9 protein-coding genes and 1 pseudogene are annotated in these 13,919 nt (G+C 70.7%); 7 read left to right on the top strand and 3 right to left on the bottom strand.

Annotated features, from left to right (window positions below; genetic code table 11):
* The first annotated feature begins 34 nt into the window (after positions 1–34).
* Entirely contained in the window at positions 35–1,624 is a 1,590-nt protein-coding gene (locus tag HNP48_RS33950) for an amidase (protein WP_260420493.1), read from the top strand.
* Positions 1,625–1,651: 27 nt separating this feature from the next.
* On the opposite strand, the gene HNP48_RS33955 is transcribed toward HNP48_RS33950, so the two are convergent.
* The gene (locus HNP48_RS33955) at positions 1,652–2,404 is read right to left on the bottom strand and encodes an IclR family transcriptional regulator (RefSeq protein WP_184865830.1); all 753 of its coding nucleotides are present in this window, start codon (positions 2,402–2,404) and stop codon (positions 1,652–1,654) included.
* Positions 2,405–2,535: 131 nt separating this feature from the next.
* Here HNP48_RS33955 and HNP48_RS35235 point away from each other — a divergent pair.
* The 3 genes and pseudogenes from HNP48_RS35235 to HNP48_RS33975 all read left to right on the top strand — a co-directional run bounded on the left by HNP48_RS35235 (position 2,536) and on the right by HNP48_RS33975 (position 5,554).
* Positions 2,536–3,521: pseudogene (locus HNP48_RS35235) on the top strand (Bug family tripartite tricarboxylate transporter substrate binding protein).
* Between the two features lie 4 nt (positions 3,522–3,525).
* Positions 3,526–4,308 carry an enoyl-CoA hydratase/isomerase family protein gene (locus HNP48_RS33970; RefSeq protein WP_184865835.1) on the top strand — a complete coding sequence of 261 codons (783 nt, stop codon included), beginning with the start codon at positions 3,526–3,528 and terminating at the stop codon, positions 4,306–4,308.
* Between the two features lie 34 nt (positions 4,309–4,342).
* Positions 4,343–5,554, top strand: a complete 1,212-nt coding sequence (locus HNP48_RS33975; RefSeq protein ID WP_184865837.1) for a CaiB/BaiF CoA-transferase family protein — start codon at positions 4,343–4,345, stop codon at positions 5,552–5,554.
* A 43-nt stretch (positions 5,555–5,597) separates the two neighbouring features.
* Here HNP48_RS33975 and HNP48_RS33980 read toward each other — a convergent pair whose 3' ends face one another.
* Entirely contained in the window at positions 5,598–7,412 is a 1,815-nt protein-coding gene (locus HNP48_RS33980; RefSeq protein ID WP_260420494.1) for a regulator, read from the bottom strand.
* A gap of 78 nt (positions 7,413–7,490) precedes the next feature.
* On the bottom strand, positions 7,491–9,341 hold the full coding sequence (locus HNP48_RS33985; protein WP_184865839.1) for a regulator: 1,851 nt from the start codon (positions 9,339–9,341) through the stop codon (positions 7,491–7,493).
* 188 nt (positions 9,342–9,529) lie between these two features.
* Between HNP48_RS33985 and HNP48_RS33990 the strand changes: the two genes are divergently transcribed.
* The 3 genes from HNP48_RS33990 (at position 9,530) to HNP48_RS34000 (ending at position 13,566) form a co-directional block, all read left to right on the top strand.
* A complete protein-coding gene (locus HNP48_RS33990) occupies positions 9,530–10,081 on the top strand; it encodes an RNA polymerase sigma factor (protein ID WP_184865842.1) in 552 nt (183 codons plus the stop codon).
* Positions 10,078–11,061, top strand: a complete 984-nt coding sequence (locus HNP48_RS33995) for a FecR domain-containing protein (RefSeq protein WP_184865844.1) — start codon at positions 10,078–10,080, stop codon at positions 11,059–11,061. The genes HNP48_RS33990 and HNP48_RS33995 overlap by 4 nt, the downstream gene beginning before the upstream one ends.
* Positions 11,062–11,172: 111 nt before the next feature.
* Entirely contained in the window at positions 11,173–13,566 is a 2,394-nt protein-coding gene (locus HNP48_RS34000) for a TonB-dependent receptor (RefSeq protein ID WP_184865846.1), read from the top strand.
* Positions 13,567–13,919: the final 353 nt, after the last annotated feature.

Raw genomic sequence — 13,919 nt, forward strand, 5'->3', positions numbered from 1 at the left:
AGCGCATGGTGCCCTGAACAACACACGAGACAACATGCGCGACATCGCTTCATCCAGTGCCACCCCATCCGAGTCTCCCGACACCGCCAGCCGCTCCGGCGATGCACTGGTGGAGCAGTCCGCCGTGGCGCTGCGCCGGCTCATCGGGCGCAAGGAGGTCTCGCCCGTGGAGCTGCTGGAGGCCTGCATCGACCGCATCGAGCGCATCAACCCGTTTGTGAACGCCGTCACGGCCACCTGTTTCGACCGGGCGCGCAGCGAGGCGCGCGCAGCCGAGCAGGCGGTGGTGGACGGCACGGCGCCCCTGGGCCTGCTGCACGGCCTGCCCCTGGGCGTGAAGGACCTGGAGCCCACCGAGGGCCTGCTCACCACCTGGGGCTCGGCCATCTACCGCGACCATGTGCCCACGCAGGACATCGAGCTCGTGGCGCGCCTGCGCCGGGCCGGCGCCATCGTGGCGGGCAAGACCAATGTGCCCGAGATGGGCGCGGGCGCCAATTCACGCAACACCGTGTGGGGCGCCACGGGCAACCCGTTCAACCCGAATCTCAACGCTGGGGGGTCGTCGGGCGGCTCCGCCGCGGCGCTGGCCTGCGACCTGCTGCCGGTGTGCACGGGTTCGGACACGGGGGGCTCGCTGCGCATTCCGGCGGCCAAGTGCGGGGTGGTGGGTTTCCGGCCCTCGCCGGGGGTGGTGCCCAGCGTGCGCAAGCCCCTGGGGTGGACGCCCATCTCCGTGGTCGGCCCCATGGGCCGCACGGTGGAAGACGCCTGCCTGCAGCTGGCCGCATCGGCCGGCATGCATGCGGGCGATGCGCTGAGCTACCCGCTCGATGCGATGAGTTTTTTGACCCCGCCCGAGGTGGACCTGGGCCGCCTGCGCGTGGCCTATACCGAGGACTTCGGCACCTGCGCGGTGGACGAAGGCATACGCGCCACCTTCCGCGCCAAGATCGCAGCCATGCGCCACCTGTTCCGCAGCTGCGACGAGGTGACGCTGGACCTGGGCGACGCGCACCGCTGCTTCGACGTGCTGCGCGCCGAGGCCTTTGTGGCCGGCATGCAGGCCGCCTACGAGCGCGACCCCGACAGCCTGGGCCCCAACACCCGCGCCAACTACGAGATGGGCAAGCGCATGAGCCTCCTGGACAGCGCCTGGGCCCAGGCCGAGCAGACGCGCATCATCCAGACCACGCAACGCACCTTTGCCGAGTACGACCTGATCCTGTCACCCACCACGCCCGTCTCGCCCTTCGCGTGGACGCAGCTCTATGCCGACACCATCAACGGCGAGCAGCAGGCCACCTACTACCGCTGGCTGGGCCTGACCTATGTGGTCACGCTCATGACGCACCCGGCCCTGTCGCTGCCCTGCGGCACTGACCACCTGGGTATGCCGTTCGGCCTGCAGATCGTGGGCGGCTTCCGGCAAGACCACCAGGTGCTGGGCGCATCGCTGGCGCTGGAGCGGGCGTTTGCCCTGCGGCCCGAACTGCGCCGGCCCCGGCCGGACCTGGCGGCGCTGCGCCGGGCGGTGCCGGATCTGCGGTCCATCGTGACTGCGCCGCCGGTGGTGGGCGGGGCGAAGGGGCAGGGGGCTGCCGGGTCGGTCTCGGTGGTGTAGGGCGCTTTCGCGCGGGGCCCTGGCCTACTAGGCCTCGGTCATGCGCCGTATGGGCTCCACAGCTTTGCGCAGCGTTGCCAGCAGTGCATCGAATTCGGACTCGATCTCGCGGATCGGCCCGCCCAGGCTCAGGGTCATGGGCTCGCGGCCCTGCGCCACGGGCAGCAGCACGGCCAGTGCAGCGGCGCCGGGCATGGCCGAGCCCCGGGACAGTGCGTAGCCTGCCGCGCGGATGGTGGTGATTTCCTGGCACACGTCGGCAAAGTCACGGCGCTTGCCGGGCTCCACCTCCTGCGCATTCGCCTTGCGCAGCAGCGATGCCACCTCGCGCTGCGCCAGCGTGCTCAGCAGCATCTTGCCGGCCGCACTGTGGAATAAGGGGCGCAGCGCGCCCGAGCGCGCGGTGAAGCGGCCTTCTCGGGTGGACTGCAGCACGTGCAGGTAGCGCACGTGCGTATCGCGCCGGTTGGCGACCATGACGGTGTGCCCGGTTTCGGCCTGCACCTGCTCCATCAGGCGCAGCAGGTTGCGCTCGCTGTACTGGTGTTCCTGGATCCAGGCGGTGGCCAGCGCCAGCCGCACGCTGGGGGCGTACTGGCCGGCCTGTGCGTCCAGGTCGAAGTGGCCTGACTCGGCCAGGCACTTCATCAGCACCGAGGTGCTGGACTGCGGCCAACCCAGGGATTGCGCAATGACACCCACCGACGCCGGGCGCCGTTCCTCGGCAAAGAACTCCAGCAGGTCGAGGACGCGCTGCGCGGATTTGACCTGCACGCTCATGTATCACATACGAAATAGTAAATCACATATGTGATTCTATGGCCCCGAAGCCAACCAGAAAAGCATGATGCATCCGTTCGCACTACAACCAGGCGCGGCGTGCGGCCCGCCCCAATGAACGGAGACATTCCATGGCTTGCTACTTCAGGTTCCCGGTCTGGCGCCACGCCTTGACGCTTGTGCTGGCAGGGGGCGCAGCGGCTGGCGCCTTGCACGCCCAGACCTACCCCGACAAGCCGGTTCGGCTCGTGGTCCCCTATGCGGCGGGTGCTGCAGCGGACCAACTGGCCCGGCTGGTGGGCGAGCGGCTGGGCCAGAGCCTGGGGCAGGCCGTGGTGGTGGACAACCGGGGCGGGGCAGGCGGCACCCTGGGGGCCGACAACGTGGCCAAGTCGGCCGCCGATGGGTATTCCATCGTGCTGGGCACCGACGCCACCCACGCGACGAATGTCTACCTGTCCAAAGGTTTCCCTACGACCCCGTCAAGGGCTTCACGCCCATTGCGCCCGCAGCGATCAACCACATCGTGCTGGTCGTGAACCCCTCGCTGCCGGTAAAAAGCGTGGCCGAGCTGATCGCCCATGCCAAGGCCCACCCGGGCAAGCTGAGCTTTGGCAGCTCGGGGCCGGGCTCCGCGCACCACCTGGCGGGCGAGCTGCTCAACGAGAGGGCCGGCATCGACATGGTGCATGTGCCCTACAAGGGCGGCAACCCGGCCATGACGGACCTGATCGGCGGGTCGCTGCCGGTGCTGTTTGCCAGCATGGCCACTGCCAGGCCGCACATCGAAGCCGGCCGCGCCCGCGCGCTGGCCGTGGTGGAGGCCAAGCGCTTTCCCGGCATGCCGCAGCTGCCGACGGTGGGCGAAACGCTGCCCGGCTATGCCATTGCCTCCTGGTTCGCGTTCTTCGGACCCGCCGGGCTGCCCGCACCCATTGCGGCCCGGCTCAATGGCGACATCAACAAGGCGCTGGCGAACGGGGCGCTGCGCGATGCGCTGCAAAAAGCCGGCATGTCGCCCACCGGCGGCGAGGCGCAGGAGCTGGCGGCCCAGCTCAGGACGGAGCTGGCCCAGCGCGAAAAGCTGGTCAAGGCGGCCGGTATCGAACCGGAGTGAGCACATGGTGCACGCCGAAGAAGGAACCCCGTTGCTGGAGCAGGCCGGCCCCATCGCCACCATCACCCTGCGCCGGCCATCGCGGCGCAACAGCCTGCGCGACGAAGACCTGCACGCGCTGCTGGCCCTCTTTGCCCGTCTGGACGAAGATGCCTCGGTGCGCGTGGTGGTGCTTGGCGCCACGACGCAAGGGCAGGGGCGGCCCGTGTTCAGCGCCGGCTATGACACCGCCGGCTTTGCCGGCAGCCGCCATGACCCGCGGTTGTTCGAGACCGTGGCCGATGCGCTGCAGGCCCTGCGCCCGCTGACATTGTGCGCGCTGGGCGGCAGCGTCTACGGCGGCGCCACCGACCTCGTGCTGGCCTGCGACACCTGCATTGCCATGGCCGGCATGCAATGGCGCATGCCGGCGGCGGCGATAGGGCTGCACTACTACCCCAGCGGCCTGCGGCGCTACGTATCGCGCCTGGGCGCCAACCTGGCCAGGCGCGCCTTTCTCACCGCCAGGCCATTGGCCGTGGAGGAGATCGCCGCCAGCGGGCTGTTCGATCAGGTGGTGCCTGCGGCGGATTTCGGCGCCCGGGTCGAGGCGCTGGCCCGCCAGATGGCGGCGCTGGCACCGCTGGCGGCACAGGCCAGCAAGTGCTCCCTCAATGAGCTCGCGCAGGGACCGTTCGACGAGGCAAGGCTGCGCGCACGCGAGGCACGGGCGCTCGCTTCTTCCGATTTTGCCGAAGGCCGCGCCGCGCTGGCAGAAAAGCGCGCGCCGGTATTCACCGGGCGCTGAACCGGTGCATCCATCCATTTCCAAGGGTTTTTTCATGTCCACCCCTGCACACAAGCCTTTGGCGGGCGTTCGCGTCATCGAGATGGCCCAGATCATGGCCGGCCCCACCTGCGGGATGATGCTCGCCGACCTGGGCGCCGAGGTCATCAAGATCGAAAAGTTTCCCGGCGGCGACGATGCCCGCCAGTACCAGAAGCCGGGCGACAGTGCGATGCCCCCGTCGTTTCGCATGATCAACCGGGGCAAGCGTTCGCTGGCGCTGGATGTGCGCACGCCCGAGGGCAAGGCGGTGCTTGAGCGCCTGGTGCGCAAGGCCGACGTGCTGACCGAGAACTTCCGCGTCGGGGTGATGGACCGGCTGGGGCTGGGCTATGCGCAGCTGCAGGCCATCAACCCGGCGCTGGTCTACTGCTCCATCACCGGCTATGGCCGCGTGGGGCCGCTGGCGCAGGCTGGCGGGTTCGACCTGGTGCTGCAGGCGTTCAGCGGCATCCTGCATGCCACTGGCGAGCCGGGGCGGGCGCCGGTCAAGCCCGGCATTTCCGTCGCCGACACCAACGCCGGCATCCTGGCAGCGCTGGCCATCGTCTCGGCCTATGTGCACCGGCTCAAGACCGGCCAGGGCCAGCATGTCAGCACCTCGCTGCTGCAGGCGGCGATGCAGCAGACCTACTGGCTGGCGGCCAACTACTTTTCCAGCGGGCGCGAGACCGAACGGCTGGGCACGGCGCATTCGCTGATCGCGCCCTACCAGGCGTTCAGCGCGGCCGACGGCCAGATGGTGATCGGTGCCGGCAACCCCAAGGCCTGGCGGGGCGTGTGCGAGGTGCTGGGGCATGCGGAATGGGCGCAGGACGCCCGCTTTGACCACCCCCAGAAGCGCGTGCAGCACCGTGCCGAACTGCAGGCCCTGATCGAAGCGGAACTGGCCAGAGCGCCCGTGGCCGAGTGGTGCGCCCGCTTCGATGCCGCCGGTGTGCCCGCCGGCCCGGTGCACAGTGCCGGCCAGGCGCTGGAGCACGCGCAGACCCGGGCGGTGGGCATGGTGATCGACGTGCCCGATGGCCATGGCGGCATGGCCCGGGGCATCGGCACGCCGATCACGCTGGACGGCAGGGCCGAGGCCGCTGTGGCCCCCGCGCCAGGCGTGGGCCAGCACAGCTGCGAGGTGCTGCGCGAACTGGGGTATGGGGAGCCGGAGATTGCCCGCCTGCTGCAGGCGGGTGTGGTTGGCCAGGGCGGGTGAGAGCCAGAGGGCGCGCAGACCGTGTGCGTGCCGCAAGGCGGGCCTATGAGGCTGCTCCTATCTGGGCCCGGGTGCGGACCTGGCCTTTTTTCCCGTCGATGGTGTAGGTCAGGATCACGTCCACCGTCAGGCCGTAGAAGCCCGTCACACAGCCATCGGCGACACCGCGGTGCACGGGCTCCTGCTTGACTCCAGGCGGTATGGGTTGGAGCGGGTCAGGCTGGGGAACATTGCCGGACCAATCCGTTTCAGAGGTCCAGGTGGGGAAAACATACCGGTCCCGGATGGGAACCTCTGCCGAAACGCCACCTTCCTTTTCCACGCGCAGCGAGGTCGGGGCGAACCCGGCCGGCAGGCCGCCGGGGTGGGTGCTGCGCACCCAGTAGATCACGATCAGGTTGCACAGCCCGGTGTTGAGCCCGAGGTTGTAGTAGGGCGCTGCCCGGAACTGAATTCCGCTCTGCGCGGCCAAGTCCTGGGTGGCCTGGTCTACCCAGTGGGGCAAGCCGCCCAGGTCGAGCAGTTTCCCATCGCTCTGCGGGCCCTGGTACAGCAGGCGCGCGCTGCCATGACCGTTGACGGCCAGTTGGTGGCCGCCAGGGTATTCGCGCAGGTAGAGCTTGTCCGCCGGGTCACGCACGGTGGCGGGGCCGGTTGGAAACAGCTGGGGCATGGCTTTTGCTGCCCAGTCCATGACCAGCGTTGCATCCTGCTCGGGCCCCAGGCCCTTGACGGCCATGGGGGCCGCCGAGCCCTGTGAATGGCAGACGGCGGGTTCGATGATGGGGCCCCAGGAGGCAGGGACGCCGGGGTACAGCCTGCCCGGCACGCGGCAGATGCCAGGGCTCCAGCCGGCGCCTTCGCCCCAGCAGTTCACGTAGCCGCCCTGCAGCACTGCGCAGGCCGCCGATTTGCCGGCGCTGATGGCCGTGGCGTCGGTGATGCCGGTGACCTGGCTGGCACCGGCACCGCCCAGGCCGGCGCCCAACTGGCCGTTGGCATTGTTGCCCCAGCAGGATACGCTGCCATTGACCAGCAGGGCGCAGGTGTAGCCGTAGCCCACTGCCACGGCCTTGGCCGCTGCCGCAAGGCCGGTCACTTCCACCGGCAGGACCACCCTGGTGCTGCTGGCGGGCACGCCCAGTTCGCCATGCAGGTTGCTGCCCCAGCAGGAGATCTTGCCGCCGGTGCGCAGCACGCAGGCATGGCCATCGAAGAGCGCCACCTCCTGCGCATCGGTGATGCCGGGCACCGTGCGCGGCAGGCGGGGGTCCATGCTTCCCTCCACCAGGCCACTGCCTGCGCCCACGCACACCACCGTGCCGGCCTGTTGCACGGCGCAGGTGCTGCCATTGCCTGCTGCCACGTGCTTGACCCGCGACAGCCCTTCCACCTGGACTGCTTGCGCGGTCGGCACCATGTACGCTGGGCCAAGCTGTCCCTGGCTGGCATCGCCCCAGCACTGGATGTAGGTGAAGACCAGCGCGCAGGCATGCGTGGCGCCGGTGGCGATCTGCGTGGCGTAGACATCGGCAATGGCGCCCCAGGCCGTGGTTTTGCCCAGTTGCTGGAAATCGTTGTTGCCCCAGCACCGGACCGTGTTGCCCGCCAGGAGGCAGCCAAAATCCCGTCCAACCCTGACATCCTTGGCGCGGTAGTCCGGGCCCAAGGCGGGCAAGGGCGGGCTGCCCCAGCAGGTCACCTGGCCGGTATCGGCTGCCGAGCAACCCTGGTCGTAGCCCATGCTGACGGTGGTGGCTGCGGACGCCGACGGCAGCAAGGCCGCGGGCAGTGCCAGGGCCGCAGGGAGGAGCAGTTTGCGCAGCAGCGGCAGTGCGTGGAGTCGGATGGGCATCATGGCAAGGGCTTTGGTCAATGCAGCGGGGCGAAGCGCAACAGCGCGCGATGGGTATTTGATGGCTATTGGGCAGCGTGGTCAGCGGACCTGTGCGCGCGTGCGCAGCAGCCCCTTGCGCTGGCCCAGGGTGTAGAGCACGGTTACGTCCACCATGTCGCCCCGGGCGACGGCCGCGGGGCAGCCTGCCGCGCTGCCAGAGATCACGACTTCCGGTGCCCTGCCGGGCGGGACGGGAAAGCCCGTCTGCGGGACATGGCCCTCCACCCAGTCCGTTGGCGTGGTGAGGATGGACCCGCGCGCGCCTGGGCCTGTGGGGAGTTCCAGAGCCTGATCGCCGCGGATCTGCACTCGCACCGCGGTGGTGAGCACGTCTTCTGGCAGCCCGCCCGCGCCGCCGCGGATACCGTAGGGCAGCCTGAAGTAGCGACACGGCCAGCCGGCGATAGCGGGCATGGAGTCCAGCCAGGGCACTGCTTGCAGCTGCATGCCGCTGCGCAGGCCCTCGTCCTGGCGGGCCTCGTCGAGCCAGCGGCCCAGCGGCCCCAGGTCCAGCACCCCGGCCTCTCCGAGCGGGCCCTGGTACAGCAGGTGCGGCGTGCCATGGGCGTTGACCGCCAGGGCGTGCCCGCCGGGGTAGCGCCGCAGGTGGAGCATGCTGCCTGCGGCGTCAGGCGCAGTGCCACCGGTTTGCGGGGCTGCAAAAGTCTGGGGCAGGGTGGTCTCGGCCCAGTCCATCACCTGGGCCGCATCGCCGGCCGCGCCCAGGCCCTGCACGGCCATGGGGGCGGCCGCGCCTTGCGGGCGGCAGATGGCGGGCTCCACGGTGGGCCCCCACGAGGCGGGATGCCCCGGGTACAGGCCGCCCGGCACGCGGCAGGGCGCGCTGCTCCAGCCGGTGCCTTCGCCCCAGCACTGCACGTAGCCGCCCTGCAGCACGGCGCAGGCGGCCGTCTGCCCGGCGCTGATGGCGGTGGCGTCGGTGATGCCGGTGACCCGGCCGGTGCCGTCCCCGAGCGCCGTGCCCAGCTGGCCATGGGCATTGTTGCCCCAGCACTGCACCGCGCCGTTCACCAGCAGCGCGCAGCTGTAGCCGCTGCCCACCGCCACGCCCTTGGCGGCGGCGGCCAGGTGGGTGACCTCCACGGGCGTGGTTTGCAGGCCGCTGCTGGCGGGCAGGCCCAGTTCGCCGTGCTGGTTGCTGCCCCAGCACGACACCTTGCCCTGGTAGCGCAGCACGCAGGCATGGCTGTCGAAGAGCGAGACCTCCAGTGCATCGCTGATGCCGGGCACGGTGCGCGGCGCGCGCGGGTCCTCGGCCGCGCCCGCCAGGCCGCTGCCGGCGCCCACGCAGACGACCTTGTGGTCATGGCGGCCCACGCCGCAGGTGCTGGCGCGCCCAGCGGCGACCTGCACGATCTGGGACATGCCTTCGACGCGCAGCGCCTCTGCCGTGGTGGTGGCCACCGCGTGGCCGATCTGCCCCTGGCTACCGTCGCCCCAGCAAGACACCAGGTCGTCGGAGTCGGTGGCGCAGGCGTGCTGTGCGCCTACGGCGATCTGTGCGACCTGCCTCAGGCCGCGCAGTGTGCGGCCCCATGGGGCCTCGTCGATCGGCACCCCGAGCTGCGACAACGCGTTGCTGCCCCAGCACCGCACGGCGACGCCGGCCCGCGCGCAGCTGAAGCCACGGCCCACCCGCACCTCGCTGGCGTACGCCTCGTAAGGCAGTGGCTGCACGGCCAGCGAGCCCCAGCACGTGGGCTGGCCGGTGTCGGACACCGAGCAGCCGTGGCCATAGCCCATGCTGAGGGTGACGGTGGTGGCCATGGCGGCTGGCGGCAGCAGAGCAGCGGGCAGCACCACTGCCGCGATGGCCAGCAGCCTGCGCACAGGCCGTGGTGCAAAAAACGGATGGCTCTTGTCGTTCATGGTCCTCATCCTCCCGGGACGGTAGAGGGCCATTCTAGGAAGGTGTTGGCCGCAGGCGTGTGGCGGTGGTCACCAACGGCGTGGAGCAGGGCGATCAGGGGGTGTATGTGTTTAATTGAGAAAAAGTCTCATTTAGAATGTACTCCTGCGCTGCCATCGGCAAGCGCGTTGTTTTCCCCATCCGTCCCATGACACCCCCCATCTCCACAGCGGCCTGGCTGGGCCTGGACCTGCGCTGGGCCTACGGCAGCCTGTTGCCGGCGCTGTGGCGCAGCACGCGCTGCATCCACCGTGCGCAGGATGTGCTGCACGATGCCTTTGTGCGCTATGCACTGAGCGGCCGGCACGAGCGCATTGCGCAGCCGCACGCCTACCTGCGCGTGGTGGCGCGCTCGGTGCTGGCGGACCACATGGCGCTGGAGCAGCGCTTTGTGCCGTTGCCGGGGGCGGATGCCGAGCCCGGCGAGGCGCGGCAGCCGCGTGTGCAGCAGGGCGATGAGGAGGCATTCACCGCCCCCTCGGCCGAGGTGCTGGCCGACCTGCAGCAACGCCTTGCCGCCGTGCAACGCACCATCGACGGCCTGCCGCCGCGCTGCCGCGAGGTGTTCTGGCTGTGCAAGATCGAAGGGCACACGCAGCCCGAGATCGCGGCGCTGCTGGGCATCAGCCTGAACATGGTGGAGCGCCACCTGATGCGTGCGCTGCTGGACCTGCGCGCGGCGCGGGAGCTGCTGCTATGAGCGCCACCGCACTGCGCGAAGAGGCGGCGCGCTGGTTCACGCGCATGCACCGCAGCGCAGGTGCCCAACCCAATGCGGCCGATACCGATGCCTGGCGCGCCTGGTTGGCGGCCGACCCACGCCACGCGGCCGAGTACGCGGCCTTCGAGGCGCTGTGGCAGGACTTTGATTCCACCCCGCGCGTGCAGGCGCTGGCGCAGGCGGTGCATGCACAGCGCCGCACGCGCCGCGCGGCGATCACCCGCGGTGTGCTGGGCCTGGCCGGCCTGGGCGTGGCGGGGTTGCTGGGTTACCGCGGCTGGGGCATGTACCTGGACGCGCCGCAGTACGCCCAGGCGCGCGACAGCGGCATTGGCGAGCGCGTCACGCTCACGTTGCCCGATGGCAGCACCCTGGCGCTGGGCCCGGGCAGCCGTGTGGCCGTGCGCTACACGCGGCGCGAACGCGCGGTGGTGCTGGAGCACGGCGAGGCCGTGTTCGATGTGGCCAAGGACGCTGCCCGCCCCTTTGCCGTGGCCGCGGGCGGGGCGCGCATCAGCGTGCTGGGCACGCGCTTTGCCGTGAACCGGCTGCCGGGCCTGGTGCGGGTGAGCGTGGACCATGGCACGGTGCAGTTGGCGGGGCCGCCGGGGCTGGACGGCGCGGCGCCCCTGCTGCTGCAGGCCGGCCATGTGGGTGAATTGAGCGAGGCAGCCGGTGCGCTGCCGCACCGTGTGCAGCGCGATGCGCGCGACAGCTTTGCGGCGGTGGACCGGGGGCTCATCGTCTTCGACCAGGCGGGCCTGGGCGAGATCGCGGCCACGCTGTCGCGCTGGCGCCGCCAGCCCGTGCAGGCTGCCGATGTACCGGCGGGCGCCGGCCCGCGCATCACCGCCGCCGTGCAGCCGCGCGATGTGGAGGCCTTCATTGACGCGCTGCCGCGCATTGCCGCCGTGCGTGTGCAGGAGCGCGATGGCGCCACCTGGCTCGCCGCGCGGTAGCAGGGCAGGGCGCCCGAAAACTTTTTTCAGAAAACTTCGCCGCGGACATCAGGGATTGGGCGGGCTGCCCTGTCATAGGGGCAGATACCAACCCGAGGAGAGATTTTCGCCATGCCGCGCCATACCCGTTCTGCCCCTTCGTTGCCTGCCCGCGCACGCTTGTCGGCGCTGGCCTGCGCCGCCGCTTTGGCCGCCACGCTGTCCCAGGCCGCACCGGTCGCCATCGACCTGCCGGCCCAGCCGCTGTCCGACGCCATCAAGGCGCTGGCGCGTGCCACGGGCACCAGCATCGCGGCCGACAGCGCCTTGCTGGCCGGGCGCATGGCGCCGGCCGTGCAGGGCCGCCTGGAGGCCGGCGATGCGCTGCAGCGCCTGCTGGCCGGCAGCGGGCTGGAGGCCATTGCCCAGCCCCAGGGCGGCTGGCTGCTGCGCCGCGCCGATGCGCGCCAGGGCAGCACCGCCACGCTCAAGGAGGTGCGCGTGGCCGCTGCCGCCGTGCGCGATGGCCAGACCGAAGGCTCGGACTCCTACGCCCCCCGCTACAGCAGCGCGGCCACCAAGACCGAATTGTCCGCACGCGAAACGCCGCAGTCCGTCACGGTGATCACGCGCACCCAACTGGACACGCAGAACTTCGTGGAACTGACCGAGGCCGCCAAGGTGGTGCCCGGCATCGTGGTGCGCCGCCAGAGCAGCGTGGGCAGCCGCAGCGACATCCTCTCGCGCGGCTACCAGGCGTCGAGCTACCAGCTCGATGGCCTCACCGTGAGCGGCAACCCCGCCACGCAGGAGTCGCTGGACCTGGCGCTGTTCGACCGCGTGGAGGCCCTGCGCGGGCCCGCGGGCCTGTTCTCGGGCGCGGGGGAGCCGGGCGTCATGCTCAACCTGGTGCGCAAGCGCGCGCTGCCCGACACCCAGCTGCAGGCCGCGGCCGGCATCGGCTCGCACGGGCGTTCGCGCGTGGAGGCCGACATCACCGGCCCGCTGGCGGCCGAGGGGCGGCTGCGCGGGCGGCTGGTGGCGCTCAATGAAGAATTCGGCAGCCCGCTCAAGGCCATGGATGGCTCCAAGCAGGCCGTCTACGGCACGCTGGAGCTGGACGTGACGGCCAGCACCACCGTGTCGGCCGGCGCCACCTGGCAGCGCAGCCGCGGCAACTACGACACCGGCCTGCCGGCCTATGCCGATGGCCGGCTGGCGCCCGTGCCGCGCGATGTGGCCATCGTGGCCGACTGGGGCCGCGCCGCGCCCGAATCGCTGGCTGCGTTTGCCGAGCTGGAGACACGGCTGGACAGCGGCGGCCGCTTCAAGCTGGCCCTGCGCCGGGTGGAGCGCGAGCAGCGCGACAAGTACATCAACGGCTACTCGGCCGTGTCGGACGCGGGCATCAGCCGCTTCACCCAGGCGCAGACGGTGGACCGCGACTACGCCGACAATGCCGCCGACGTGTACTACACCACGCCCTGGCAGTGGGGCGGGCAGACGCACAACCTCATCGTGGGGGCCGATTACCGCAGCGCCGACATGCACCTGCGCATGACACGCGGCACCATGAACACGGCGGCCAATCTGTTCCAGTACGACCCGGGTGCCATCCCCGAGCCCAGCTACAGCCCCTTTGCCAATGACACCACGCGCACCAACCAGCGCGGCGTGTACGGGCAGGTGCGCTTCAAGCCCCTGGGCGCGCTCACCCTGGTGGCCGGCGCGCGCAAGAGCTGGTGGAGCACGCGCTCGGCCGACCAGTTGCTGGGCACGCGCACGGGCTACGAGGTGGACGGCCAGACCACGCCGTTTGCCGCCGTGCTGTGGGACTTCAGCGACCACTGGACGCTGTACGCCAGCCAGGCCGAGATCTTCCAGCCGCAAAGCGGCCGCGTGGCCGGCGGCGGCCAGATCGTGCCGCGCGAGGGGCGCCAGGCGGAGCTGGGCGTCAAGGGCAGCCTGCTCGACGGCCGGCTGGCCGCCACCGCCGCCGTCTACCGCATGACGGACAGCAACCGCGCGCTCACCGACCCGGCCGACAGTGCCTTCGTCATCCCCGCCGGGCGCGTGCGCTCCGAAGGCTTCGAGGCCGAGCTGACCGGCGCCCTTGCGCCGCGCTGGGAGGTGGCCGCGAGCTACGCCTACCAGCGCTCCATCTACCTGCGCGGCACCGCGGCGCAGACGGGCACGAACTTCACCACCATGTCGCCGCGCCACAACCTCAACCTGTGGGTGCGTCACCGCGTGGCCGCCCCCTGGGCCAACGGCCTGGAGCTGGGCGCGGGCGTGCGCGCGGTGAGCGATTTCTACGACGCGCTGGGCACGGTGCGCTGGCGCGCAGGCGGCTACAGCGTGTGGTCGCTGTATGCGGCCTACCCGATCACGCCGCAGCTCAAGCTGGCGCTGAACATCGACAACCTGTTCGATCGGGTGTACTGGGAGCGGGCGGGTACTGCCACGCGCAGCAACTACTACGGGCTGCCGCGCAGCGCGATGTTGACGCTGCGGGCAACGTTCTGACCTCTCCGCCCCGATGGGCTGCGGGCGCGAGCCGTGCGGCAGTTCTGGTCCCTGACAAGGTGGCCGTTGCTGGCGCCCGCTGAGACCTACGGCTACGGCCTGCCTGCGTGCCAACTGAGCCAGCCTGCGCAGCGAGTGGGAGGCTGAGCACCTGCTGTGCCAGTGCCGCCTGGTCCACGGGCACCAGGGTCACGCCCGCGAATGGCTCGGCACCGCGCACGCCGCCAGCCTAGGTCCACCAGGTCCTGCCCATCAAAAGCCTGCGGATTGCCCGTCAGCTTGCCAAGCACGTCCTTCAGCGATGCGCGCACCCGAGCCAGCCACCCCTGCACCGAGTTGTTCGGCATCAGCGC

The sequence above is a fragment of the Acidovorax soli genome, from assembly GCF_014207955.1.
GTDB lineage: Bacteria > Pseudomonadota > Gammaproteobacteria > Burkholderiales > Burkholderiaceae_C > Acidovorax > Acidovorax soli_A.